A 24,945-nucleotide genomic window follows, 5' to 3' on the forward strand; every position below is an offset into this window, starting at 1 on the left:
AGCCACGTGGGGGACGTCGCAGACATGCTCCAGATAACGTGTCGCTGACGCACCCGATCGGCCCCGTGAGCTACATCGATGACACCTCGCTGAGGGCTCCAGATAATGTAGCCCTCCGAGCGGGCGTTGCTGTGGCCGGTGGTGATCGCGGCCAGGACGGCGGGCCACCAGGACTCGATGGTCTCGGCGAGCCGGTGTGCCTCGGGGATGTCGCTGGCGGCGGCCTGCTCGTAGAACTTCCAGAGCCGGTGCGAGATGAGCTCGCGGTCGGCGCTCGTCGGGAGCGCGAGCAGAGCGCGGAGCTGCTCCTTGACGGTGTAGGCGTGCAGCACCTCCAGGCCGGGGTCGCCGGCGTCGATCAGGGCGTTCCACATCCGGGTGAACGACGCGCTGGTGTGCCGCTCGTAGCCGAGGAGCAGGCGTCGGCGGGCGGCCCACTCGGGGTCCTTCTTGCGGCCTCGGCGGCCGCGAGCGTCGCGGGGGGCGTGTTGGCGGACCTCGGTGAGCATCTGGTTGCTCAGGGCGACCAGGTGGAACTTGTCGGCGATGATGACCGCGTGCGGCAGCGCGTCACGGACGGCCTTGGCGTAGGAGGTGGACAGGTCGATGGCCACGTGCGTGACCTGCTCCTTCCACGAATCCGGCTGTGCCGTCAGCCAGTCGGTCACGTCCGAGGCCGTACGTCCGTCGATGTGCGCGAGCAGCCCGGCGGTGCCGGCCGCGTCGACGATGGCGGTGTGCCACCGGTCGTGCGTGATCCGCCACCGTCCGGTGGCCGGGTCCTGTTCCCAGATCGGCTTGCCGCGGCGGGTCTCGTCGATCCCGAGCACCGCGACCTGCGGCAGGTCTTCCTCGAGGATCGGGGAGACGTGCGCGATGAACGCGGCGTGCGCGACCGGCCAGGACACCTCGTGCGCCCGCGCGGCGGAGCTGACGCTGGAGTAGCCGTCCGCGACCGCGGCGCCGACCTGTTCGTACAGCCGCGTGGTGAGCCGGCACCGTGGCGGAAGTTGCGGCAGGACTCCGTGAAGCCAACTCTGGGGCAGCGCGATTCGCGGCAGCGCCACCGGCTCTTGTGCCACACCAGCCGGACCGGCGACGGTCCATACGGCACGTCCCTCGGGCGGGTGGTCGCCGAGCCCTTCCTCGCCGTTGAGATCACCCCGCAGGACGGGCACGCGGCCGCCGCCTCGTCCGCCGTGACCACGTGCACCACCCGGGCGCCGTCCTGCTCGAGCTCGACCCCGATCCGAGCCAACCCGTCGAGCCCGAGCAGCTTCGTGCCGTCCCCGTTGATGACCCGTAGATCCTGCAATTGCGTACGCTGAACCAAGCCCGTGACCTCGCTTCGTGACCATGAACTGCCTTGACAACAGCCATGATCACCGAGGTCACGGGCCCTCACGTCAACGACGCGGCCCGAGCACCTGCCCGGCTAACTTCGGAGAGCCGGTTACGGGCACACTGGCTTGATCCGGCGGTCGTCATCGACTCGAGCGGTCCCGGTCAGCGCTGGAAAGTGCTTCTGTGAAGTGGCCTAGGTCGACGGCGACGAAAACTGCCCGGGCGGTTGCAACGAAGTTCGTCTCGTGCGCAACGGTCGCTGCCGTGTGCATCTTGCGCCCGTCGCGTTCAACGAGGCGTGCTCGCAGTATGTAGTTCCGGCCCAGCAGAACCGGTGCTCGGTAGTCCATCTGCAGGCTGCGTGTGACACCCAGACTGCCCATCCCATATAGCAGGAACCCGAACAGGTCGTCTATCACAGTGGCCACGGCACCACCATGGGCGATACCCGGCGCCCCGACATGTCGCTCGTCGAAGACGTGCTCGGCGACAACGTCCTGTCCGTCGCGGCGGACCTGAAGATGGTGTCCGTGGGGATTGTCAGGGCCGCAGCCCAAGCAGGTCGAGTGATGCGCGCGTAGCTCGTTTGCGTCGCCATGACCTTGAACCGAATCGGCCCAGCTGCCAAGGAGATTCGAAGTCTGCCCCGACAGGGACGACAGATCGGTTGTCTCATATTCGTTCATCGCATCCCGCGATCACAATGACGCATCCGGTATACCCAGCCTGCGCAGCGCCAACCGAGTCATGGCGGCCTTGTCGAACTTACCCGTCGGCGTCGCCACCCAGTCCTCGTCTGCGACGAAGACAACGTTTTTCGGAATCTTGTAGCCGGCCAACTTGCCTCGGCATGCCTCGCGAATTCCCTCCTCGTCTACCTCGGCTCCAGGCTTGAGCTGGACGACGGCCGTGACGGCCTCCCCCCAGTTGGCGTCTGGCACGGCAACAACCATCGCTTTGAGGACCCAGGGCAGTTCCATCTGCAGGAACAGCTCAACCTCCTGCGCACTGACGTTCTCCCCGCCACTCTTGATCGTTTCTTTAAAGCGGCCGCGGTAATAGACGTATCCACGCTGATCGACCCATCCGTAGTCGCCGCTGTGGAAGTAGCCGTCCTCGTCAAACGCCTTCGCCGTCTCTTCGGGCATGTTGTAGTAAACGGAGAATAGAGCCGGGCCCTTGAAACAGATCTCGCCCGGCTGGTCAGGCCCAAGGACACGGTTGGTGGCCGGGTCTTTGATCACCAGGTCTGTGCCGAGCATCGGCCGGCCGTGCGAGAGCCGCATGACTGACTCGTCGTGGCGGTCTCGGTAAGGCAGGTAGGCCTGGGATGCGACGTACTCACTGGAGCCGTAGATGTTGCCGTGGTGAGTGATCCCCATGCCCCTGATCTCGTCGTAGGACGCTGGCGACGACCCGATCATTGTCTTGATGAGGCTGGAGATGTCGTGCATGGCGAAGTGGGGGTGCCGGTTCATCATCAGGTAGTGGACGTCGAATCCGAACATCATCGAGATCCGCTCCCGCTCGATCACCTTGAGCGCCAGGCCCACGTCGTAAAACTCCATGACGTGGACGGCGGCGCCCCGCAGGTGCGGCATGAGCAGGGTGAGATAGCCGGCGACGTGGTAGTTCGGCGCCACGATCAGCATTTTGTCTGCGGGCTCAGCCTCGATGCCGTCGGCGTATCCGGCCACCCCCACCATCAGGCTTTGATGGGTGTGCAGGACCGGCTTGGGGAAGCTGGTCGTGCCCGAGGTCAGCAGCATGATGGAGAAGTCGTCCGGCCCGACGTCCGCGCTTAGGGCGGCCAAGGCCTCGACAGAGTAGTTCTCACCGCTACGGGCGATCGCGCTGAGGTCGCTGGCGAACGCGTAGCCGTTCCCACTGCGGCTCTCGGCGATAACGCAGCGCAGGTGTGGGAGTGCGTCGATCGAGATGCCACCGGAGCTACACGCGGCAAGGCCAGGCAAGTGATGCCCCAGCTCGACCAGGTAGTTGCGACCGCGGAACTCATCGGTGGCGATCAGCACGTTCGCCTCCGTCAGCGACAGTCCCTGCTCGATCTCGCGGGCGGTCCAGACCAGATTGAGCGGAACCGCTATGGCGCCCAGGCGCATCGCGGCGTAGAACACCGTCACCCAGTCGGTGGTGACACCCAGCAGGAAGGCGACCCGGTCGCCCTTGCAGATACCTGCCTGGTGCAAGCCGTCGGCCAGGGCAGCCACCTTGCGCCGCAGCTGTAAGTAGGTCAGCCGCTCCTCCGCGTCGTGGCCGTGGTAGACCAGAGCCTCCCTGTCACCCCCCTCGTCGCAGGTGTAGTCGAAGGTCCGGTTGATGGTCTGGCCGAGTGCTTCTTGATACATGGGATTCTCCTAGGATTTTCCTGGCTACGGATTACTACCGACCCGTCCACCGCGGAGGACGGCCTTCCGAGAACGCGCGTGGGCCCTCCTGGGCGTCCTCACTGAGGTACACGTGCTCGAACAGCTGCTCGGCTCGCGCAAAGGCGTGGGCGAGGGACGGCTCGGCCGCCGCATGCACCATCTGCCGGCCAGCTCGCACCGTGAGTGGGGCGTTGGCGAGGATCGTGCGGGCCAGCTCGGTCACGGTCGCTCGGAGCTCGGCTGACGGCACCACGCGGTTGACCAGCCCCAGCTCGTAGGCCCGCGCGGCGGAGATACTCTCCCCGGTCATCAGCATCTCCAGGGCCACCCGGGGCGGGATCAGCCACGGCAGGGGAGCGGCCCACGGCGCTCCTCTGCCCCACTTCGCCTCGCTGATGGCGAACGTCGCGTGGTCGGCCGCGACACACAAGTCAGCCATCTGAGCAAGGAGGAAGCCGCCCCCGAGCGCGACACCGTTAACCGCGGCGATGACTGGTTTGTCGAGCTGGAAGTTGCGGTTGAGCTGCGGGAGGAAGTCCGCTGGGGGAACGCCCAACTGGGACGAGGACATCTCCTTCAGGTCGCCTCCGGCGCAGAACGCCTTGTCTCCCGTTGCCGTGATAACGGCGACGCCGGCAGCATGGTCGCCGCGAAACTGGCGAAAGCATGCCCACAGGGCGGCTCGCGCCGCACTGTCAAGCGCATTCGCGGCGTCCGGGCGGTCGATGGTGATCCAGCCGATCCCATACTCGTCGCGCTCGTAGCCCAGTGCCTCACCCATGCTCAGACTCTCTCGCCCAGATAAGGAACCTGGTTTTCGGCCATCTCCCACAAGGCCCGGCCGAGTGGACGCTCCTGCTCCTCGGCGATGTGGCCGACCAGGCCGGCGCAACGGCCGATGAGCGCGAAGCCACGTACGATCCGGTGGGAGAACCCGATGTCGGACAGGACCGCTGCTACGGCACCCGTGGCGTTCACCGTGACGTGTTTGCCCTTAAGCTCGTCCATGACGCGGCTCAGCGTCCTCAGCAACTGTGCGTGCTCGCCGTTCACACCGTGCTTCTCGGCGATCCCCAGGAGCTTGGGCGTGCGCGGGTCGTCCGGACGATGGATGTGGTGGCCGAAGCCCGGGACCGGACGGCCCGCCGCGAGCAACTCGGAGAGCCGGTCGCGGGCGAACTCCTCGGCCGTGGTCTCGCCACGCCGCACCAAGTCCGCGCCTTCCTGCAGCATCTGCGCCGACTCCTCCATCACCCCAAGGAAGGCGCTGCCGGCCCCGAGCAGCCCACCGGCGACGGCCGCCTGCATCGCTTCGGGGGAGCTGGAATAGATCAATCGGGCCGCGATCGAGCTGGGGGTCAGCCCGTGCTCCATCACCCCGACCAGGCACGCGTCGACCACCGCCTTCTCGCCCTCGGTGGGGAACCGGCCCCTCAGGTGGAAGAACACCATGCTGGTGAAGTCGGTCGACCCCATCAGGTCGTCGACCAGGCTCCGCCCGCGAACGTATATCTGATCGACCGTCGAGGTGGCGATGTGGGTACCGATGCGATGTTCCGTCACTGCTTCTCCTTGGATTGCTGCCAGGGGACGCGATGCCACGAAGGCCTCGCGCGTACTCGTCAAATGGCCTCGACGACCGTTGCCGTCGCCATGCCCTGTCCGATGCACATGGTCTGGAGGCCGTAGCGGACGTCTCGCCGCTGCATCTCGTGCACCAGAGTGGTCATCAGGCGGGTGCCTGAGCAGCCGGTGGGATGACCCAGGGCGATCGCCCCGCCGTTGACGTTGACCCGCTCCAGCGGGACCCGCAGCTCTCGCTGCCAGGCCAGCACGACGCTGGCGAAAGCCTCGTTGACCTCGTACAAGTCGATCTCGGAGGCCTCCAGTCCCGCGCGATCGAGAACCCGCGTGGTCGCCTCGATGACGCCGTGCAGCATCATCACCGGGTCCACCCCGACCACTTGGGTGGCCAGGATCCGCGCCTGAGGTTCCAGACCCAGCCGTCGGGCGACGTCGAGGTCCCCGATGAGGGCCGCCGACGCCCCGTCAGTGATCTGGCTGGAGTTCCCGGCGTGAATGAGACCGTCCTCGGTGTACGCGGGCCGGAGTTTGGCGAGCGCCTCGATGCTGGTGTCAGACCGGACGCCCTCGTCCCGGTCGAGGACGACCGGACCGCCGTCGCGGCCCAGCAGGTGCTCGGCCGGCTGACTCATGACGCCGAAAACCTCCTCGGCTAAGACGCCACTGTCCCATGCGCGAGCGGCTCGACGATGACTCTCGACGCTGAACTCGTCGAGCTCATCGCGGGTGAGCGACCAGCGGCGGGCGATCATCTCTGCCGCAAGGCCCTGGTTCACCAGCTCGTAGCGCTCGGTGACGGCCGGGGAGGGGTCGACTCCGGCGGCGTCCGATCCCAGCGGGACGCGGCTCATGGATTCCACGCCGGCTGCCAGCACGAGCGACTGCTGGCCAGACATCACGGCCTGGGCGGCGAAGTTGAGTGCTTGCTGACTCGAACCGCACATGCGGTTCATCGTTACTGCGGGGACCTCCTCGGGGAACCCGGCCGCGAGGACCGCCAACCTTCCGACGTTGCGCCCCTGCTCGCCGACAGCGTTGACGCAACCCACCAGGACGTCCTCTATCTCACGAGGATCGACCGCGTGCCGGTCGACCAGCTCGCGGAGGGCCAGTGCCAGCAGTTCGTCGGGGCGGGTGTCGGCCAGTGCGCCGTTCCGCTTGCCCAGGGGGCTCCGCACCGTGCCGAGGATGTAGGCGTCAGTCATTAGCTGTCTCCTGGTGATCGTTCATCGCAGGGCCGACTGACCCAGCAGGGCACGGCCCATCTGCAGGATCTGGATCTGCGAGGTGCCCTCGGGGATCGTCGCTTCGCGAGCGTCGCGGAAGATCCGCTCCACGGGTGATTCCTCCATCAAGCCGGCTCCACCGTGCACCTGCAGTGCCAGCGAGGCGGCCTTGTTCGCGGACTCCCCGCAGTAGTACTTCGCCATCGAGCACTCCTGCCTCGCAGAGTCGCCCGCGTCCAGGGCGCGGGCGGCGTGCATGCCGAGGAGCCGGCTGGTCTGCGTCAGCGTGGCGATCTCCACGACCATCTCCTGCACCAGCTGGAACCCACCCAGGGGCCTACCGAACTGCTGACGGGTGGTGGCGAACTTGATCGACTCCTCGAGGGCCGCCTGGCTCAGGCCGACCGCGCCCATGGCCATGTTCAGCCTGCCGACGTTGATCGCCTTCATCGCCGTCGACAGTCCCCGGCCCACCTCGCCCAGGACGTTGTGCTCGGAGATGCGGGTGTCATCAAACACGAGCTCGCAGCTGCTCGTGCCCCTGACCGGCATGTGCGGAATGTCGTGGACGGCGTAGTCGGACTCCGTGCCGTCGACGAGGAAGGCAGTGATCCCGTTGGGTCCGGCCTCCGGGTCGACCGTGGCCAAGACGATGCCGACATCGGCGTGGAGCGCGTTCGTGATGTAGATCTTGCGGCCCTGCAGCACCCAGGAGTCACCCACCCTGGTCGCACGGGTCCGCAGCGCCCCGGCGTCGGATCCTGCGTCCGGCTCGGTCATCGCGAACCACGCACGGCGCCGTCCGGAGAGGAGGTCGGGCAGGAAGCGGCTCTTCTGCTCCTCGGTGCCGACCACGGAGATGAGGTACGGAACGATGGTGAGGATGTTCAGCGTAGTGCGCAGCGACCCCCAGCACCGGCCGGCCTCCTCCATCAAGATGGCGAGCATCGAGTAGCTGATGTCGTCGCCTCCGTCGTCGGGACTCACCAAGCCACCGACGTAGCCGAACTCGTGAAGCAAGGGCAGGATCTCCCAAGGAAACGTCCGTGCGTGCTCGTGCTCGGCGACGAGCGGAGCGACCTTGGCCTCCAGGAACGAACGGACGGAACGCTGCAGATCCAGCTCTTCTTCAGTCAGCATGGTCATGTGGGGGTGTCTCCTGTATCGGGATGCGTGGTGTCGATGAGCATGGGGGTGGTGATTACCTGGATTACGGCACCCTCGTGGTTGACGAGTCGGCGCTCCACGATCACGACTCCTCGGGAGGGGTCGCTGGTCGGGCGCAGTTCGGTGATCTCGGCCTTGACGTGCACGGTGTCGCCGATCCTCAGGGGGTTGACGAAACGGCAGTCGACGCCGAGCAGGGCGATGAGCGACTCCTGCAGGGAGGTCGACAGGGCGGTCCGGGTGAACAGGCCCGAGGCGATCGAGGTACCGAGCAGCCCGTGCGCGATACGGGTGCCGAAGGGCGTCGTGGAGGCTGCCACCTCGTCGGTGTGCAGGGCGTTGAAGTCGCCGGACAGACCGGCGAAGCCGACGACGTCGGCCTCGGTCACTGTACGGCGCGGGGAAGTCGTCGTGGTTCCCACGGCCAGGTCGCGGAACTCGCCACCAACTTGTTCGGTCATGTGTATCGCCCGCCCGACACGTGGATCACGTCGCCGGTGATGAACGAGGCCTCGGCGGAGGCGAGGAACGCGATCGTGGACGCCACGTCCTGGGGGAGGCCGAGCCGGGGCACCGAGTTGTGCGTCTGGGCCAGCTCGACGAGCAGGTCATGCTTCGGGTGGCGCTGAACGGCGGGCGTGTCGATCAGCCCCGGAGCAACGGCGTTCACGGTGATCCCGCGCTTGCCGAGCTCCTTAGCCAAAGCCCGTGTCAGACCGACGACGCCGGCCTTGGCCGCCGCGTAGTTCGCCTGGCCCGGATTGCCGAGGTAGGCCCGGGACGCCACGTTGACGATACGCCCCTGAGAACGTTCGATCATGCCCGGAACTACGGCTCTCGAGCACACGAAGGTCCCGAACAGACAGACGTCAACGACTCGACGGAAATCCTCGTCGGTCATCTTCACCAACGGCGCGTCGATGGGGAAGCCTGCATTGTTCACCAGCACGTCGACGGCTCCGCCGCTCGCATTGACCTCGGCCACGAGTCCGTCCACCTGACGCCGGTCGGTGACGTCGGCGACGGCCGGCTCCACTAGGAGGCCGTCAGCGGCCAGCTCATGAGCCGTCGTGGTGACCGCCTCCTCGTCGATGTCGATCAGCACCACCCGGTGGCCGCTGGCCGCCAGCCGTCGGCCGATCTCGCGGCCGAGACCACCCGCACCACCGGTCACCAGTGCCACACGCGAGCTCGTCATCTTGTTCTCCCTGCTTCCTGAGTTGTCGTCGTGCGTTCGGCTACGAGGAGGGCATAAGGAAGCCGGACCGACCGGCCCCGCTCGTTCGGCACTCGGTCGAGCCATTGCCGCATGTGTACGTCGTCGCCGATCTCACCGAAGTCGAGGACGGCGTTGACGGGCAGGTCCGCCGCCACGCAGCGTTCCACCCATACGTCGCGGTCGGCCCGAGCGAACTCGTCGGCCAGGTCCGCGTTGAGTCGCTCGGCGTGGTGGCAGCGGCCGCTGTAGCTGGAGTACTCCTCGCGCTCCAGCCAATCTTCGCGACCCAGCACCCGGCAGAGGCCGCGCCAGAAGCGGTCTTCCATACAGGCCACGGCCAGCCAGGAGCCGTCTCGGCATCGGAAGACGTCATAGGCACCTCGGGACATCAGCTCAGCCTTGGCCGGTCCGCCCCGCTCGTCGTACTCGGCCATCCTCGGCTCGGACAACTTCAGCGCCGCAGCCGCCAGCGGCACGTCGAGCCGGGAGCCGGCGCCTGTCTGTTGGCGAAGCAGCAGTGCCGCCAAGATGCCCTGCGTCGCGAAGAGGCTGCCCGCGAGGTCCGCGACGGGGACACCCCCACCCGGATACGGTCTCCCGCTCGGCTCGCCGCTCATCGACAGCAGACCACTGGCTGCCAGGTAGTTCAGATCGTGCCCGGGGCGGTCGCGGTAGGTGCCTTCGCTGCCATAGCCGTTGAGGGAGCAAACGATCAGGCGGGGAAACATCGCCATTATCGAGTCGGGGGCGAACCCCAGGCGTTGCAGCGTTCCGGGCCGGAAGCCCTCGACGAGGACGTCGCAGTCCCTGAGCAGGTCGAGGAGACGGCCACGCCCCTCCTCCGACTTCAGGTCCAGTAGCACGACCTTCTTCCCCCGCCCGACGACGCGGTAGGCGCCCGGCATCATGTCCTGCAGGGGGTCACCGCCGGGAGGCTGTACGTGCACGACATCCGCGCCGAGATCCGCGAGCATCGAGGTCGCCCACGGACCGGGGATGAGCAGCGACAGGTCGACGACGCGAACACCGTCCAAGGGTTGGGGACCATCGATCGTCCTCATCGCTCGTCCTCGGCCAGGTGCAGTGCGACGGGCGCGCGATGGTGCTGCTGCAAGGTGGCCGATGCGATGTCGCAGATCTCGCGGAGTCGGCGCCCCCAACGCTCGGCCGTGGAGTCGTCGGCCAGGGTCCCCGCCATGGTCAGCGCTGCGACGACCAGCAGTGGTCGGCCTTGATGGAGGACTGGCGCCGCCACCGTGCTGACCCCGAGGGCGAAGCCTTCGCGGTCCATGGCCCAGCCTCGCTCGCGGACTGTGGCGATCTCACCGAGGAACCGCTCGACGTCGGTGACGCTGTGCTCGGTGTGTCGCTGGAGGCCTGCGCCGAGTATCTCCCTCACCAGGGCCGGGTCGTCGTACGCCAGGAAGCATCTCCCGAAGGAGCCGCCCTGGATGGCCAACGTGCTGCCCAGGGGCACCGTGACTCGCAGCCGGTGGCGCGGCTCGACCTTGTCCACGATGGTGACCCGTTCGCGGTCCATGCGCCGATAGAGGACGAACGTGGCGTCCATCTCGTCGAGGAGGTCCAGGATGTAGCGCTTGATCACGCCCAGGTAACCGAGCTGTTCGGTTGCCGCCGACCCCAGCTCTACGAGCCTGATCCCCAGGTGGATCTTCCGCGTCTCCTCGTCGGACTCGACCAGCCGTGCCTTGGCCATCGTTCGCACCAGGTAGTAGCACGTGCTGCGTGACAGGCCGGTCGCACTCACCAGCTCGGCCAGCCCGAGGGGCCCGTGCTGCTGCAGCGCCTCCAAGATCAGCATGCTGCGCTCGATCGCGGGAACCTGGTAAGCCTTCGCGGTCTGGGCGGCCTCTCCGCGGCTCACGGCGTGCCTTCGCTCTCGGTGGTCCCGAAGCGGGGCGTACGACCGTCGAGGAAGGCCGCGACGCCTTCGTCCACCTCGCCGGTGGAAAATGCCGCCGCCTGCGCGTACGACTCCAGCACCATCGAGGCGTCGAGCTCGGCCTGGTCCTCGCGGTTGATGATGTCCTTGATCATCTGCAGCGCTGCTCGGGGCCCGGCGGCCAGCCGGCGGGCCAACTCGACTCCGGCCTCGACGGCCTGTCCGGGAGCGACGACCCGGTTGACCATCCCGGCAGCGCGGGCGTCCTCGGCGCCGATCGGTTCAGGTAGGAAGGCCATCTCCTTGGCTCGTCGAGGTCCCACGGCCTGTGTCCACAGGTGGAGCGACCCGAGGTCCGGGAGCAGGCCCGCCCGGGTAAAAGTAGGGTGGAACTGGACGTCCGCACCGGCCACGACTACGTCACTGGCCAGGGCGAGGCTGATCCCGGCACCGGCACACACCCCGTTGACGGCAGCGACCACCGGGCACGGGACGGATCGGATCGCGGTGACGACCTCCTGGAAGGCGCGCATCTGCAGGCGTCGGACGTTGACGTCGGCCTCGGACAGCAAGGGGTACAACTCCTTGAGATCACCACCCGCGCAGAACGCCCGGCCACGACCACTCAAGACGACCGCCCGGGAGTCCCGCCCCACGGTGCCCAGGGCGTCGGTGAGCTCGGCCATGACCGTCGAGGACAGGGCGTTCAGCTGTGCCGGCCGGTTCAGCCACACCACCGACACCGCGGGCGCAACCTCCTCGACGATGATGCCGGGCTCGGGCGCTAGGTCCACCGTCATCCGGCTTCTCCCTTCGTGAGCAGAGCGGTGGGGATCTGCATCCGGCTCATCAGGGCGGCCATCGACTTGCCGGTCTCGTCGAACCTCAGGGTCTGCGTGGCCCCTCCGCCGAGGGCGTCGTGCAGGACGACCTGCAAGGACTGGATTCGGGGCAGTTCGTAGACCTGGATGGGGCCGAGCACGACACCTGCGAAGAAAGAGCGCAGACGCTCGGGCGTTACCCAGGTCCGCAGTGCCTCGTACTCGGCCGCTCCGAAGGCCATGATCCCGATGTTGGAGATGTCGCCCTTGTCGCCCGATCGGGTGTAGGCGAGCTCGTTGAGTGTGGTCATGGACTCAGATCTCCTCGAACGTCACGTTGACCGGCACCATGTCGCGTGGCACCAGCGTCGGCCACAGGGCGATGACCTCGCGCGGCTTCACAGGTGGGCCGAAGGCCGTACCGACCGGACCGATTGTGCTGACGTGGGTGACCTCGCGGTTCACCATGGCGGCTTCCTCCCGGCTGTCCACGCGGGCGGTCACCCGCAGCTCGATCTCCTCGGGGTCGCGCCGCGGGCGCCGCGCTAGCGGGCCGGCCAGCGCGTCGACGCCGACCCGGTCGAAGCGAAGCTCGCGAGGCGTCACCCCGACGATGTCCAGGCGCTTGCGGATGATCTCTTCGCAGCGGTCGGCCTTGGCCATGGTGTCCGGCCAAGGCAGGAGAACCCGCGCCTCGCCGATCCAGCCGTCGGTGTACCCGATCTGGACCTTGAGCATGTCCGGTCGCTCCCGGCCGCTCATGTCCCACAGCCGCACCCGATTCAGCCCCGTCTCCTCCAGCCGGGTGGTGGTCAGATCTGCGATGCCGTCGGGCATCCGGTAGTCGGCGGGGTTGTGCGTCTCGTAGAGCAGGTGCTCCTTGATCGTCCACTGGTTGATCAGGCCACCGGTGTCCGGCAACTTGGAGATCTCGGCGGTGCCGTCCTGTCGGAAGTCCGCGATCGGGAACCCCATGTTCCACGGCTCGGGAACGTTCTTCCACTGCGAGCTCATTCCACCGCAGCAGATCCCGGCGCACTCGATCACGTGCGCCACCGTGATCGCCGCCCCGAGTAGGTTCCAGTCCGCGTCCTCGAACGACCAGCCGAACTCGTGCATCAGCGGGCCGACATAGACCGAGCTGTCCGCGAGGCGGCCGCCGATAACGACCTCAGCACCGCCGCCCAGAGCCTCGACGATCCCCTCGGACCCGATGTAGGCGTGCGCCGACACGATCCGGTCGGCGATCTCGTCGATGGACCGTTCCCCGGTCTCCATGTTGGCCAAGGAGACCCCAGCCTGGCGGAACTCCCCGATCCGCGACGTTAGGTCGTCACCGCTGATCGCGGCGACCCTCAGTTGGGTGAGGTCTGCGTCCCGCGCCACGCGCAGGACCGCCTCGGCCGCGGCCTCACAGTTCGTACCGCCGCCGTTGAGGACCATCTTGGTGCCGTTGCCGTGGGTGATGGGCAACAGCGCACGCATCCACGGCACCACGTCGGGGATGTAGCCCTTGTCGGGGTCCCTGCGCTTCGCCCGCTGCAGCAACGACATGGTCAGCTCGGCGAGGAAGTCGAAGCCGAGGTAGTCCAGCTCCCCGCGCTTGGCGAGGTCGATGGCGGGTTCGAGCAGATCTCCCCAGTAGCCGGATCCTGCTCCCATGCGCACGGTCTTCATGAGTTGACCCTTCCCATGTGGTGGTCGCGGGTGGCGTCGTTGATGGCATCGAGCTCGCCGAGGTTCGCGGTGAGGCCGCCGTCGACGACGATCACGTGCCCGGTGACGTACCGCGCCGCAGGCGAGACCAGGTAGTCCACGGCCCCTGCCATGTCGTCCACGGTGCCGAAGTCCTTGATCCCGGACTGAGCGATGAAGCGTTCGCGGAGGAACTCGTACTGTGAGCCGCCGTAGATGCGGGAGGAGTCGGTCTCGAAACCCCCCGGACGCACGCCGTTGACCGTGATGCCTCGGGGACCGAGCTCGAGCGCGAAGGCGCGCACCAGGCTCTCCACGGCAGCCTTCGCAGCACCCAGCAGACCGTGCCCGGGCATGTAGTGGCTGCTGTCGACACCGCTGATGGCGACCACCCGTCCTGGTCGTCCGTCCATGAGCGGCACTGCCTGCTGGACGCAGCGGACGAAGCCGTTGACGCTCAGGCGGAGAGTTCGTTGCACGTTGGTGTCGTTGAGCTCCAGCAGCGGCTTGAACGCCGTTGCCGCCGCGTTGTTGACCAGGACGTCGAGCCGGCCGTACTGGGCCTGCACGCCCGCGAACATCGCGTCGATCTCATCGGTGCTCTCGAGGTCGGCCTGGATCGCGGTGGCGCGCGCGCCCAGCTGCTCGAGGCTCTGCACGGACTCCTGGGCCAGGTCGGCGTTGCGCCGGTAGTTCACCACGATGTCGTGACCGGACCGCGCGAGGTGCTCGGCGATCGCTCGGCCCAGTCCTCTCGATGAACCGGTAATCAGAGCGACCTTTCGACCGTCCTGGCCGGTCACGTGTGGTTGGGGCATGTATTCCTCCTGGGAGTTCTCATCAGTCCTGTTCGCGCTAGTGCGCGTGGTCATGCTGGTGTCGCGTCGGTGTCGGCGTCGTCGGCGAGCACGAGCAAGACCGCACCCGCCTCCACCTGGTCGCCGCTGGCGACCAGCACCTCGGCGACGGTCCCGTCAGTGGGGCTTCTCACGGTGTGCTCCATCTTCATGGCCTCGAGCACGACCAGGCGGTCGCCGGTCGAGACGACGCACCCCTGGCTGACCAGCACGTCGAGGACCATGCCGGGCATCGGTGCCGTCGCGGACCCGGCATGCCCCCCACCATCGGGTGCCGGGAAGCGCGAGAGCTTGCCGAGCGAGGTCATGCCGTCCGCGTCGTGGACGTGAACCACGTCGTCCACGGCCAGCACCGCGTAGGTCCGCCGGATCCCCGCGACCTCCAGGTCGGCGACGTCAGTTGACAGGTGGCGGATGACCGCGATGACCCGTTCACCGTCAACCTCGGCCGTCACCTCGCGACCGGCGATGGAGAACCCGAGGTCCACTGTCGTGCCCTGCACGGCGAACTGCACGCGCTCGAGAGCGCGGTCCTGGGAGCGCACGGGCGGGTTGTTGCGCCAGCCCGCCGGCACCGCAGGCAGCGCCGAGTGCTCCTCGGGGGCGCGCACATAACCAGTGAGGGCCGCCACCAGGGCGTGCAGCCGCAGCCGCTCGTCCACCGTTCGAGCGGCCAGCAGGTCGGGGTGGTCGTCGAGGAAGGAGGTCGGCGTCGCACCGGCCAGGAACCGGGGGTGCTCCAACACGTCGACCAGCAGCTGCCGGTTGGTCACCACGCCGTCGACGTGCATCCGCCGCAACGACGAGGCCAGCACACGTGCTGCCGCCGTGCGGTCCGTCGCGTGCGCCACCACCTTCGCCAACATCGAGTCGTAGTACGTGCTGACCACCGAACCAGCTCGGACGCCAGCATCGACCCGGAGGCCCGGAACCGGCTCGACCGAGAATTCGTCGATCCGGCCAGCCGTCGGCAGAAACCCGTTCGCGGGGTCCTCCGCGTACAGTCGGACCTCGATGGCGTGCCCGCTCATCGTCGGAGTCAGCGCCTCCCGCGGCAGTGGGAGGCCCTGTGCCACGTCCAGTTGGAGGCGCACGAGATCGAGACCGGTGACGGCCTCGGTCACCGGGTGCTCGACCTGAAGCCGGGTGTTCATCTCCAAGAAGTAGAAGGACCCGTCCTGGGCCAGCACGAACTCGACCGTGCCGGCTCCCCGGTAGTCCGCGGCCCGAGCCGTGGTGACGGCGGCCTCGCTCAACTGCTGGCGCAAGATGTCGTTGACGGCCGAAGACGGGCACTCCTCGACGATCTTTTGGTGGCGGCGCTGGATCGAGCACTCACGCTCGAACAGCGCCACCACGTGATCGTGGTCATCGGCGAAGACCTGGATCTCGATGTGCCTCGGCGCCTCCAGGTAGCGCTCCAGGAAGACCGTCTCATCGCCGAAGGCAGACTGAGCCTCACGTCGCGCCGACGAGACCGCGTCCCAGGTCTGCTCCAGGTCGCGCACGATGCGCATGCCTCGACCACCACCGCCAGCGGAAGCCTTAACCAGGAGCGGCAGGCCGATTTCGGTAGCAGCGTCCCGCAGCTCCTCGGCCCCGTGGTGGGTGACCTCGATCGCGGGGAGGACGGGCACGCCCAGCTTCCGCATCCGGCTCTTGCTCCTGAGCTTGTCGCCCATCAGCTCCATCGCCTCTGGCGGAGGACCGATGAACACCAGGCCCGCGTCGAGCGTGGCCCGCGCGAAGGCGGCGTTCTCGGACAAGAACCCGTATCCCGGGTGGATCGCCTCGGCCCCCGTGCGCCGAGCCGCGTCGATGATCAGGTCGGCCCGCAGGTAGGTGTCGGTCGCCGTCACACCCGGCAGGCGCAGCGCCTGATCGGCCTCGGTGACGAACGGTTCACCCTCGTCGGCATCGGAGAAGACCGCCACCGTGCGCAGGCCTGCCTCGCGGCAGGAGCGCATGACCCGGCGGGCGATCTCGCCCCGGTTGGCGACGAGGACGGACCGGAACTCTTGCGTCATCATGGCTGCCTTACATCCTGAAGACACCGAAACCACGGGTGCCCTCGATCTGGTTGGAATGGGCGGCGGAGAGCGCGATCCCCAACACCGTCCGCGTGTCCCGCGGGTCGATCACGCCGTCGTCGTAGACACGCCCGCTCATGAAGAAGCAGTCGGACTCGCGCTCGATCTGCTGCTCGACGGTGGCGCGCCGCTCCGCGTCAGCCGCCTCGTCGAACTCCCGCCCGGACGCGGCAGCGGCTTGCTGGGCAACGATGGACAGGACGCCGGCAAGCTGTTGAGGTCCCATCACCGCGGTCTTGGAGTTCGGCCAGGCGAACACGAAGCGCGGCTCGTAGGCCCGTCCGGACATGGCGTAGTTGCCGGCCCCGTAGGAAGCGCCCATCAGTAGCGTGATGTGCGGAACGCGGCTGTTCGCCACGGCATTGATCATCTTGGCGCCGTCCTTGATCATGCCGGCCTGTTCGTAGACCTTGCCGACGATGAAACCGGTTGTGTTCTGCATGAACAGCAGCGGCACATCGACCTGGTTGGCGAGGAGGATGAACTCCGCGGCCTTCTCGGCCTCCTCCGGGAAGATGACGCCGTTGGCGTTGGCCAGGATGCCCACGGGGAATCCGTGCAGGTGACCCCAGCCCGTGACGAGGCTGGTGCCGTAGGTGGGCTTGTACTCGTCGAAGCGGGAGTCGTCGAGGACGTGCGCAAGTACGTCGTGGGGTCGGAAGGGAATCCGCAAGTCGCTCGATACGACCCCCAGGATGTCCTCCGGGTCACAGCGAGGCGCGCGTGCCGGCCGGGTGGGGCCCGGACCCAGCTTGCGCCAGTTGATGTCGGCCATCACCTGCCGCCCCAGACGGATCGCGTCCCGTTCGTCGACGGCGAGATAGTCCGAGAGGCCCGAGGTCCGGGAGTGCATCTCGGCGCCGCCTAGCTCCTCGTCCGTCGAGACCTCACCGGTCGCCATCCGCACCAGCGGGGGGCCGCCGAGGAACACCTTGGCGCGCTCCTTGACCATGATCGAGTAGTCGCACATGCCCGGGACGTACGCGCCGCCGGCGGTGGAGTTGCCGAAGACGATGGCGACGGTCGGGACCCCAGCGGCCGACAGGCGCGTCAGGTCGCGGAACAGTGCTCCACCCGGCACGAAGGCCTCGACCTGGGTGGGCAGGTCGGCGCCGCCGGACTCCACCAGATTGATCACCGGCAGCCGGTTGTGCCGGGCGATCTCGAGGGCACGGATGATCTTCTTCCAGGTGAACGGGTTCGACGCCCCCCCACGAACCGTCGGGTCATTTCCGACGATCACGCACTCGACGCCCGAGACGACCCCGATGCCCGTGACGACGCTGGCGCCGACGGTGAACTCGCTCCCCCAGCCCGCCAGCGCGGAGAGCTCCAGGAACGGCGAGCCACGGTCCAGGAGAAGATCGATCCGCTCACGCACCAGCAACTTGTCGCGGGACCGGTGCCGTTCGACGTACTTGTCGCCACCGCCGGCACGCGCCGCAGTCAGCTGCTCGTCCAGCAGGGCGATCCGATCGAGGAGGCTCGACTTGTTCCGCACGAACTCCTCGGATTTCTTGTCCACCTGAGGGATGAGTACCGGCATCAGCTACCCGATCTCTCGCGTGTCGTAGCGGTCACGCAACGACCGTTTGAGGATCTTTCCGCTGGGGCCCTTGGGAAGCTCGTCGACGATCTCCAGCACTTCGGGAATCTTGTACCGGGCGATCCCCTGATCCCGCATGAACTGCTGGAGGTCGTCCAGGGACAGCGTGGCGCCGCTCTTCATCGAGGCCACCGCGCACACCTCCTGGCCGCGAACCGGGTGAGGAAGCCCGATGATGGAGACCTCGTAGACGCTGGGGTGCCGCTGGATGATCAACTCCACCTCTGCCGGACTGATGTTCTGCCCGCTGCGAATGATCATGTCCTTGAGCCGTCCCACATACCGCAGGCTCCGGTCGGCGCCGATGGTCACGAGGTCGCCGGTGCAGAACAACCCGTCGGAGGTGAAGGAGCGTTCGTTGATCTCGTCGGCGTCCAGGTAGCCGGCGAACACCGACGGTCCGCGGACCGCGAGCTCGCCCGGCTGACCGGGGCCCGCGCTCTCCCCGGTCAGCGGGTCGAGCGCCCGGAACTGGGTCATCGGGAGAAACTCCTCGAGCTGGTCGACCCTGAACAAGTCCTTGCGCTCCTCTAGGGGCTGACCGGGCAGGGTGAAGAAGAACCACCCCTCGGTGGCGCCGAATTCGTTGATGACCGTGATGCCGCGTTCGTCCAGCATCTCGATGATCGTGTGCGGGGGGGCCTCACCGCCACAGCCGACCACGTTGAGGGACGAGATGTCGTACTTCTCGTCGAGCTCGGGGTGGTTCAGGATTGCGAAGTAGATCGCCGGGACGGCGATGATGTAGTTGACCCGTTCGGTCGTGATCTGCTGCAGGAACACGTCGACGTCGAAGGGCTCGTGGGTAACGAATTTGCCGCCCGCCATGATCCACGGGTACATCTCAACGCCCAAACCGCCCATGTTGGCGTAGGGGAAGGGACCGGAGAAGACCGAGTCGGCGCCGTGTCCCGAGGCGCGCAGAATCGCCCGAACCGTCACCATCCAGGAGTTGGGCGTACGGGGCACGACCTTCGGATTACTCTCCGTCCCGGTCGTCAAGCAGAGGGTCAGCGCCTCGTCGGCCGACACCTCGAGCGCGTCCAGCACCGCTGTGTCGCCCGGGTCCCCGTGGAGCATCGGCTCGAGCGCGAAGTCCGCCTCGGGACGACCCTCGGCGCCGAGGGCGACGACGGTCTTCAGCAACGAGCCCTCGACGTCTTTGGCGCCGTGGACCATGGCGAGGAAGTCCTCGCCCTTGAACTCACCCATGCAGATGGCCGTAGTGGCCTTCGTCTTGGTGATGGCGTAGGTGATCTCCGAGGAACGCTGCCGCATCGGCGCAAAGGTGCCCACGGCGCCGATCCGGTCCAGGGCGAGGTGGGCGAGCACGAACTCCACGCTGTTGGGCAGTTGGACGAAGACCACGTCACCCTGCTCCACGCCCGCGTCGAGAAGGCCCAGCGCCAGCGCGTCCACGTGGCGCTTGACCTCAGCCCACGTCAGTCGCATCGGCGCACGGCCCATGAGTTGCTGCTTGTCCGGTTGGTCGACGATCGCTTCCCGGTCGCCACGGTTCGCGGCGTGCTCCGCGACGTAGGAACTCCAGGTGCGGTCCTGCCACACCCCTGCCTCGTGGTACCGCGCGGTCAGCGCATCCGCGTACGGCCTCATCCGGGCTCCCCTTTCGGACTGTCTCAGTAGCTGCGTGGCAGCCCAAGCGAATGCTGGGCGATGAAGTTGAGCACCATCTCGCGAGAGACGGGCGCGATCTTGAGAACACGAGCGAAGCCCCAGGCATCGGCAAGCCCGTACTCGGTCGCCATGCCATTGCCGCCGTGGGTCTGGATGGCCCGGTCCAGTGCCTCGATCGCAGCGTCGGCGGCCGCGAACTTGGCAATGTTCGACGCCTCGCCGGCGGGGTGCTGATGGTCGTAGAGCCAGGCCGCCTGGCGGGTCATCAGTCGTGCCAGCTCAACGTGCATGTGAGCCTCGGCCAGCGGGTGGCTGATGCCCTGGTGGGCGCCAATGGGCGTGCCACCCCACACCGAACGCTCGCGGGCGTAGCGCGCGCCGCGCTCGAGAGCGAACCGCCCGATACCGTTTGACGTGGCGGCGCTCATGATCCGTTCGGGGTTGAGGCCGAAGAAGATCTGGCGCAGGCCGTTGTCCACCTCGCCCAGCAGGGCGTCCTCGCCGAGGCGGAGGTCGTCGAAGTACAACGTGAACTGCTTCTCGGGGGCCACCACCTCGACAGGGATGACCGTCATGCTCAGCCCCGGGCTGTCCGTGGGGACGATGAACAGCGAGAGCCGCGCGCGGCCGGTGGAGTCGTCCATCGACGTCCTCGTCACCACGAGCACCGCATCAGCCTCGTCGACGCCCGAGCAGTAGTACTTCTTCCCGTTCAGCACCCACTCGTCGCCGTCTCGCCGGGCAGCCGTGGAGATCAGGTGGGTGTTCGACCCCGCGTCGGGCTCGGTGATCGCGAAGGCCATCTTGATCTCGCCAGTGGCCAGACCCGGCAGCCAGCGCTCCTTCTGGTCGGTCGAACCGAACCGAGCGATCACCGATCCGCAGATGGCTGGAGACACGATCATCATCAACAGCGGCGACCCCAGGGCCGCCAGTTCCTCGGCGACGATCGCGAGCTCCTCGATGCCCATTCCCCCGCCGCCGTACTCCTCCGGGAGGTTGACTCCGACAAAACCTGCGGCGCCAATGGCCTTCCAGAGCTCGTCGACCTTCTGCCCCTTTCGAGCGCGCTCGACGTACCAGTCATGGCCATAAGGCCGAGCAATGGCCCTAACTGATTCCCGGATCGCTTGCTGTTCGTCAGATTCCAGTAACGACACGACGTGCTTCCTTGTCTGAGAGCTTCGGGACCTGCGGAGCTGCTGTGAACTCACGAAGGTTAGGCAGCGGACGTTACAACTAGATCGGTATATTGGCAAGCAGTTCAATATTTGGAACTGGAGGCCAGGTCATGCACCCTCACCCACGGTGCGAGTTGTATTCCGCCCACTGGCTCACCCGCAGCGACCCGGACGGTCTGGGCGCCCTCGACCCCGCCCCCGCGCTCCCGCGACCCGAGGCCTCGCGAACAAGCTGATCGGCAGGCTCTGGTGGTGCCTGCAACTCGGTCAGTTTTGAGACGAGGCGACCGCCTGGCCCGCATCCTGGACCGCCCCCGTACACCCCGTAGTTGCTGGCGTGGACCCGGCGGACCTCGGTGGCCAGCAGCGCGTCCCGGTGCTCACGAGAAGTCGCGGGCCGGTTGACGTCCGCGTAGTACGTCGACGGGGCGATCGGCAGCCCGTGCTCGCTCAGCACGGTGCAGATCGGCTCGACACCCCAACGCAGGCCACCGTTGTTCTCGTCCTCACGGCGGTCGGCGTGCTCGCGGATGAACTCCACGATCAGCGGGAGGGCCGGTCGAGCTCGGCTCGGAAGAAGGCCGCTGCGGCCTTCAGGATCGAGTTCGCGCGGCGCAGCTCGGCGTTCTCTCGTTTCAACCGTTTGACCTCGGCCGACTCCTCGCTCGTCACGCCCGGACGGGCGCCTTCGTCGACCTGGGCCCGACGCACCCACTTGCGGACGGTCTCTGCGGTGCTGACCCCGAGCAGCTGGGCGACCTTCGTCATCGGCTCCCAGTCCGTGCCGTGGTCGCCGCGGATCTCCTCGAACATCCGCACCGTGCCACCGCGCTGACTACCGTGTTCCAGTACGCCGTGCCGATCATGATCGCGGCGTTCGTGCTCACCTGGCTGCTCAAGGAGGTCCCGCTGCGCGGCCGCACCCACAGCGGCACCGACACCAGCCGAGAACTGACCGCCGGGTCGGCGCCGGGCACCGCAGAGCCGGACTCGATCGGCGCCGGCACCTAGCGAGACTGCTGAACCACAAGGCGCTCGCCGACGTCGGTGCCCGCGCGTGAGAACGCGCAGGACCTCAAGGGTGTCCGTGCCGCAATGGTTGGGTCGGCCTCCAGGGGCGACACCGAGATGATTCTGCTTGTCAGGGGGTCATCGTGAGCGGTGTGCCGTGCGGGCCAAGGCGCCCGGTACCGCAGCCAGCTACACCGGCGTAGCCTGCCAACTGGGAGGCCCCAACGGCTGACGGCCCTGCACCGCGGTGGATCCGTTGGAAGCAGGTATGGAACGCAACGTAGCGCGGCGGCAGGCGGCGCAGGGCCTGCGTCAGGTGACGGCATGCGTGCGATGGAGCCTCGTGAACGCCTCGGTTGCCTGGGGCGCCACCTTGTACGGCGACCTACGAATCCACGCGGAGTGGGTGTCCACCAATCCACCCCCCATCCTCGGGATCGGAACGGAAGCGGCCCTTCGCAGGGACGTGTCCCAGGGCATCGTCGCTATCGAGGACTATTTGGCCTCGATTCCCAGCGTTCCAGTCCAGCACACCTCTACGGAGCCTGGCGGTGAGCCCGACGGCTATTGGGTAGATGACGGGGCGCTCACTGTGTCGCGCGGCCGTGACCACAAGGTCTGGACCACCCGGCGCCATGTCCACTTTTGGCGGCCAGCACGTGGGGGCCTTGACCCCTGATCTTGGCCACGCTGAATCCAGCATCGTGCTGGGGAAGCGAGAACATCCTGTTCATGGCCAGGAAGAACTACACCGACGAGTTCCGTCGGCAGGCCGTTGATCTGTACGAGTCCACCCCGGGTGCCACGTGCAGGGGCATCGCCGACGACCTTGGGATCGCCCGGGGCACGTTGGCGGACTGGGTCAAGACGTTCGGCACGGGTTCGACGACTGCCCCGATCAACCCGCCCGGGATGCCGTCAGGCCGGCCGGAGACGCCGGCGAAGAAGGTCGCCCGGCTCGAGGCCGAGAACGCTCGGCCGCGGGCGGAGAAGGCGCAGATTGAGACCGAGAAGTCGATTCTTCGCCGGGCGGCCAAGTATCTCGTTGGGGAGACGAACCGGTGAGCCGCTTCCAGTTCGTCGCCGACCACCAAGACACCTTCGAGGTGAAGCGGCTGTGTGAGGTCATGCAGGTCGACCGGTCCTCGTTCTACGCCTGGGACGCCGCCGCGCCCGTCCGGGCGGAGCGGGCCGCCCGGGACGAGCGGTTGGCCCAGCGGATCCGGGTCGTGCACCAGACCGACAAAGCGTACGGCGCCCCCAGGATCACCGCGAGCTAAACGACGACGTCCGGGCTCAGGAACGGGTCAACCACAAGCGGGTCGCCCGGGTGATGGCCGAGCACGGCATCGCCGGGATTCGGCTGCGTCGCCGAGTGCGGACCACCATCCCCGAGCCCTCCGACCAGAAGGTGCCGGACTTGCTCAAGCGTGACTTCACCGCCCAGGCGCCGAACACGAAATACGTCGGCGACATCACCTACCCGCCCCCGGCCGACGGCAGCAACCTCTACCTGGCCACCGTCATCGACTGCTGCTCCCGCAAGCTCGCCGGCTGGGCGGTCGCGGACGACATGCGCACCGAGCTGGTGGAAAGCGCCCTCAAGGCGGCCCTCGCGGACCGAGAATCACTGCGTGGCGCGATCTTCCACGCCGACAGCGGCTCGACGGGCGGATTCAACTGGTCGTCGCAACACCTCGATCACGGAGGTGCGCGATGGGACGAGCCAAGAAGCAGGCAGCGGAGCCTGCTCCGGGTGTGCGGCGCCAGTGGGCAGCGGATCGGGCGTTGCGACCTCCGATGCGTTCACCGGGCCGGCCTGAGCCCTCACGTGCGGTGCAGCGGGACTTTTGGCGGCGCATCGCCGCGGGGGTGACGACGCTCGAGGCCGCGCAAGCGGTGGGGGTGTCGTGGCCGGTCGGGTCTCGATGGTTCCGCCACGCTGGCGGCATGCCGCCGATCAGCCTGCAGGACCCCACGGGCCGCTACCTGTCGTTCCTGGAGCGTGAGGAGATCGCGCTGCTGCGCGCTCAGCAGCTCGGGGTGCGAGAGATCGCCCGCAGGATCGGGCGCGATCCGGGGACGGTTTCTCGCGAGCTGCGCCGGAACGCGGCAACGCGCGGCGGCAAGCCGGTCTACCGGGCTGTGGTGGCGCAGTGGAAGGCGCAGCAGGCGGCGAAGCGGCCCAAGACTGCGAAGCTCGTCGGCAACGACCTGCTGCGGGAGTACGTCCAGGAACGACTCGCCGGGAGTCTCTGCCGACCCGACGGGACGATCGTCACCGGCCCCGAGCCGCCGGCGTGGAAGGGCCTGAACAAGCCGCACCGGGCGGACCGGCGGTGGGCGATGGCGTGGAGCCCGGAGCAGATCTCGGCGAGGTTGCCGGTCGAGTTCCCGGATGATGAGTCCATGCGCATCAGCCACGAGGCGATCTACCAGTCGCTGTTCATCGAGGGGCGTGGCGCGCTCAAACGCGAGCTCGTCGCGTGTCTGCGAACCGGCCGGGCACTACGAGAGCCTCGGGCACGGTCGCAGAACAAGCCGCAAGGGCATGTCACCGCAGACGTCGTCCTCAGCGAACGTCCAGCGGAGGCCGCGGATCGGGCGGTCCCAGGGCACTGGGAAGGTGATCTGATCATCGGAACAGGACGCTCCGCGATCGGCACTCTCGTCGAGCGCAGCAGCAGATCCACGATCCTGGTGCACCTGCCGCGGCTGGAGGGCTGGGGCGAGGGACCATACGTGAAGAACGGTCCCTCGCTCGGTGGCTACGGCGCAGTCGCGATGAACACAGCCCTGACGACATCCATGAGCAGGCTTCCCGAGCAGCTGCGCAAGACCCTCACCTGGGACCGCGGCAAGGAGCTGTCCGCTCATGCCCAGTTCGCCCTCGAAACCGGGACGCGAGTGTTCTTCGCCGATCCGCACTCACCCTGGCAGCGGCCCACGAACGAGAACACGAACGGCATTCTGCGCCAGTACTTCCCGGAGGGCACCGACCTGTCCCGGTGGTCCGCCGGGGACCTCGAAGCAGTCGCCCTCGCGGTCAACAACCGACCCCGCAAGATCCTCGGCTGGAAGACGCCAGCCGAGGTGTTCGAGGAACAACTACGCTCGCTACAACAGGCCGGTGTTGCAACGACCGGTTGAACTCGCCGCGTGCTCTCGGGTCTCGCGGCCTGCACGTTGGGCGCCTGGAACGCGTCCGCGGCAGTGCGC

20 protein-coding genes and 4 pseudogenes are annotated in these 24,945 nt (G+C 67.4%); 3 read left to right on the top strand and 21 right to left on the bottom strand.

Features of this window, described 5'->3' with window-relative positions; all coding sequences use genetic code 11:
• Positions 1–119: 119 nt before the first annotated feature.
• The 21 genes and pseudogenes from ABD297_RS01250 to ABD297_RS01345 form a co-directional block, all read right to left on the bottom strand.
• A pseudogene (locus ABD297_RS01250) lies at positions 120–1,178 on the bottom strand (ISL3 family transposase); the annotation flags it as partial.
• A pseudogene (locus tag ABD297_RS23670) lies at positions 1,103–1,405 on the bottom strand (hypothetical protein); the annotation flags it as partial. The pseudogenes ABD297_RS23670 and ABD297_RS01250, both read right to left, overlap by 76 nt.
• A 79-nt stretch (positions 1,406–1,484) precedes the next feature.
• On the bottom strand, positions 1,485–2,030 hold the full coding sequence (locus ABD297_RS01255) for a PaaI family thioesterase (RefSeq protein WP_344252305.1): 546 nt from the start codon (positions 2,028–2,030) through the stop codon (positions 1,485–1,487).
• 12 nt (positions 2,031–2,042) lie between these two features.
• Complete coding sequence (locus tag ABD297_RS01260; RefSeq protein WP_344252306.1) at positions 2,043–3,710, bottom strand: class I adenylate-forming enzyme family protein; 1,668 nt, start codon at positions 3,708–3,710, stop codon at positions 2,043–2,045.
• 34 nt (positions 3,711–3,744) lie between these two features.
• Positions 3,745–4,512, bottom strand: a complete 768-nt coding sequence (locus tag ABD297_RS01265) for an enoyl-CoA hydratase-related protein (protein WP_344252307.1) — start codon at positions 4,510–4,512, stop codon at positions 3,745–3,747.
• A gap of 2 nt (positions 4,513–4,514) precedes the next feature.
• Positions 4,515–5,294: a citryl-CoA lyase gene (locus ABD297_RS01270; RefSeq protein ID WP_344252308.1), complete on the bottom strand. Its 780-nt coding sequence runs from the start codon at positions 5,292–5,294 to the stop codon at positions 4,515–4,517.
• 59 nt (positions 5,295–5,353) lie between these two features.
• Positions 5,354–6,520 (bottom strand): thiolase family protein, encoded by a 1,167-nt coding sequence (locus ABD297_RS01275; RefSeq protein ID WP_344252309.1) that lies wholly within the window; start codon positions 6,518–6,520, stop codon positions 5,354–5,356.
• A 21-nt stretch (positions 6,521–6,541) separates the two neighbouring features.
• Positions 6,542–7,687: an acyl-CoA dehydrogenase family protein gene (locus tag ABD297_RS01280; protein ID WP_344252310.1), complete on the bottom strand. Its 1,146-nt coding sequence runs from the start codon at positions 7,685–7,687 to the stop codon at positions 6,542–6,544.
• Positions 7,684–8,169 (bottom strand): MaoC/PaaZ C-terminal domain-containing protein, encoded by a 486-nt coding sequence (locus ABD297_RS01285; RefSeq protein ID WP_344252311.1) that lies wholly within the window; start codon positions 8,167–8,169, stop codon positions 7,684–7,686. Before ABD297_RS01285 ends, ABD297_RS01280 begins: the two co-directional genes overlap by 4 nt.
• The gene (locus tag ABD297_RS01290) at positions 8,166–8,891 is read right to left on the bottom strand and encodes an SDR family oxidoreductase (protein ID WP_344252312.1); all 726 of its coding nucleotides are present in this window, start codon (positions 8,889–8,891) and stop codon (positions 8,166–8,168) included. The genes ABD297_RS01285 and ABD297_RS01290 overlap by 4 nt, the downstream gene beginning before the upstream one ends.
• 11 nt (positions 8,892–8,902) lie before the next feature.
• Positions 8,903–9,988, bottom strand: coding sequence for a CaiB/BaiF CoA transferase family protein (locus tag ABD297_RS01295; RefSeq protein WP_344252313.1), 1,086 nt, complete (start codon positions 9,986–9,988; stop codon positions 8,903–8,905).
• Positions 9,985–10,812, bottom strand: coding sequence for an IclR family transcriptional regulator (locus ABD297_RS01300; protein ID WP_344252314.1), 828 nt, complete (start codon positions 10,810–10,812; stop codon positions 9,985–9,987). The genes ABD297_RS01295 and ABD297_RS01300 overlap by 4 nt, the downstream gene beginning before the upstream one ends.
• A complete protein-coding gene (locus ABD297_RS01305) occupies positions 10,809–11,630 on the bottom strand; it encodes an enoyl-CoA hydratase/isomerase family protein (protein ID WP_344252315.1) in 822 nt (273 codons plus the stop codon). The genes ABD297_RS01300 and ABD297_RS01305 overlap by 4 nt, the downstream gene beginning before the upstream one ends.
• Positions 11,627–11,962 (bottom strand): AtuA-related protein, encoded by a 336-nt coding sequence (locus ABD297_RS01310; RefSeq protein WP_157211710.1) that lies wholly within the window; start codon positions 11,960–11,962, stop codon positions 11,627–11,629. The genes ABD297_RS01305 and ABD297_RS01310 overlap by 4 nt, the downstream gene beginning before the upstream one ends.
• 4 nt (positions 11,963–11,966) lie before the next feature.
• Positions 11,967–13,328, bottom strand: coding sequence for an acyclic terpene utilization AtuA family protein (locus tag ABD297_RS01315; RefSeq protein ID WP_344252316.1), 1,362 nt, complete (start codon positions 13,326–13,328; stop codon positions 11,967–11,969).
• Positions 13,325–14,164, bottom strand: coding sequence for an SDR family oxidoreductase (locus ABD297_RS01320; RefSeq protein ID WP_344252317.1), 840 nt, complete (start codon positions 14,162–14,164; stop codon positions 13,325–13,327). The genes ABD297_RS01315 and ABD297_RS01320 overlap by 4 nt, the downstream gene beginning before the upstream one ends.
• Before the next feature lie 50 nt (positions 14,165–14,214).
• Positions 14,215–16,233, bottom strand: coding sequence for an ATP-binding protein (locus ABD297_RS01325; protein WP_344252318.1), 2,019 nt, complete (start codon positions 16,231–16,233; stop codon positions 14,215–14,217).
• A gap of 7 nt (positions 16,234–16,240) precedes the next feature.
• A complete protein-coding gene (locus tag ABD297_RS01330) occupies positions 16,241–17,839 on the bottom strand; it encodes an acyl-CoA carboxylase subunit beta (protein WP_344252319.1) in 1,599 nt (532 codons plus the stop codon).
• Positions 17,840–17,842: 3 nt separating this feature from the next.
• Entirely contained in the window at positions 17,843–19,513 is a 1,671-nt protein-coding gene (locus ABD297_RS01335; protein WP_344252320.1) for an AMP-binding protein, read from the bottom strand.
• Between the two features lie 23 nt (positions 19,514–19,536).
• Entirely contained in the window at positions 19,537–20,694 is a 1,158-nt protein-coding gene (locus ABD297_RS01340; protein ID WP_344252321.1) for an acyl-CoA dehydrogenase family protein, read from the bottom strand.
• Positions 20,695–21,028: 334 nt separating this feature from the next.
• Positions 21,029–21,528: pseudogene (locus ABD297_RS01345) on the bottom strand (IS3-like element IS987 family transposase); the annotation flags it as partial.
• A gap of 27 nt (positions 21,529–21,555) precedes the next feature.
• On the opposite strand from ABD297_RS01345, the gene ABD297_RS01350 reads away from it, so the two are divergent.
• The 3 genes and pseudogenes from ABD297_RS01350 to ABD297_RS01360 all read left to right on the top strand — a co-directional run bounded on the left by ABD297_RS01350 (position 21,556) and on the right by ABD297_RS01360 (position 24,876).
• Positions 21,556–21,726: a hypothetical protein gene (locus tag ABD297_RS01350; RefSeq protein WP_344252322.1), complete on the top strand. Its 171-nt coding sequence runs from the start codon at positions 21,556–21,558 to the stop codon at positions 21,724–21,726.
• A 732-nt stretch (positions 21,727–22,458) separates the two neighbouring features.
• Positions 22,459–23,392 (top strand): annotated as a pseudogene (locus tag ABD297_RS01355) (IS3 family transposase); the annotation flags it as partial.
• Between the two features lie 134 nt (positions 23,393–23,526).
• Positions 23,527–24,876 (top strand): IS30 family transposase, encoded by a 1,350-nt coding sequence (locus ABD297_RS01360; protein ID WP_425581119.1) that lies wholly within the window; start codon positions 23,527–23,529, stop codon positions 24,874–24,876.
• Positions 24,877–24,945: the final 69 nt, after the last annotated feature.

This window comes from Terrabacter carboxydivorans (assembly GCF_039532035.1).
GTDB lineage: Bacteria > Actinomycetota > Actinomycetes > Actinomycetales > Dermatophilaceae > Terrabacter > Terrabacter carboxydivorans.

Bases quoted from the DNA above. Each gene is read 5' to 3' on its own strand.
- ABD297_RS01255 (WP_344252305.1), bottom strand. From the start codon at position 2,030: ATGAACGAATATGAGACAACCGATCTGTCGTCCCTGTCGGGGCAGACT.
- ABD297_RS01260 (WP_344252306.1), bottom strand. From the start codon at position 3,710: ATGTATCAAGAAGCACTCGGCCAGACCATCAACCGGACCTTCGACTAC.
- ABD297_RS01265 (WP_344252307.1), bottom strand. From the start codon at position 4,512: ATGGGTGAGGCACTGGGCTACGAGCGCGACGAGTATGGGATCGGCTGG.
- ABD297_RS01275 (WP_344252309.1), bottom strand. From the start codon at position 6,520: ATGACTGACGCCTACATCCTCGGCACGGTGCGGAGCCCCCTGGGCAAG.
- ABD297_RS01280 (WP_344252310.1), bottom strand. From the start codon at position 7,687: ATGACCATGCTGACTGAAGAAGAGCTGGATCTGCAGCGTTCCGTCCGT.
- ABD297_RS01285 (WP_344252311.1), bottom strand. From the start codon at position 8,169: ATGACCGAACAAGTTGGTGGCGAGTTCCGCGACCTGGCCGTGGGAACC.
- ABD297_RS01295 (WP_344252313.1), bottom strand. From the start codon at position 9,988: ATGAGGACGATCGATGGTCCCCAACCCTTGGACGGTGTTCGCGTCGTC.
- ABD297_RS01305 (WP_344252315.1), bottom strand. From the start codon at position 11,630: ATGACGGTGGACCTAGCGCCCGAGCCCGGCATCATCGTCGAGGAGGTT.
- ABD297_RS01310 (WP_157211710.1), bottom strand. From the start codon at position 11,962: ATGACCACACTCAACGAGCTCGCCTACACCCGATCGGGCGACAAGGGC.
- ABD297_RS01315 (WP_344252316.1), bottom strand. From the start codon at position 13,328: ATGAAGACCGTGCGCATGGGAGCAGGATCCGGCTACTGGGGAGATCTG.
- ABD297_RS01320 (WP_344252317.1), bottom strand. From the start codon at position 14,164: ATGCCCCAACCACACGTGACCGGCCAGGACGGTCGAAAGGTCGCTCTG.
- ABD297_RS01325 (WP_344252318.1), bottom strand. From the start codon at position 16,233: ATGATGACGCAAGAGTTCCGGTCCGTCCTCGTCGCCAACCGGGGCGAG.
- ABD297_RS01330 (WP_344252319.1), bottom strand. From the start codon at position 17,839: ATGCCGGTACTCATCCCTCAGGTGGACAAGAAATCCGAGGAGTTCGTG.
- ABD297_RS01335 (WP_344252320.1), bottom strand. From the start codon at position 19,513: ATGAGGCCGTACGCGGATGCGCTGACCGCGCGGTACCACGAGGCAGGG.
- ABD297_RS01360 (WP_425581119.1), top strand. From the start codon at position 23,527: ATGCGTTCACCGGGCCGGCCTGAGCCCTCACGTGCGGTGCAGCGGGAC.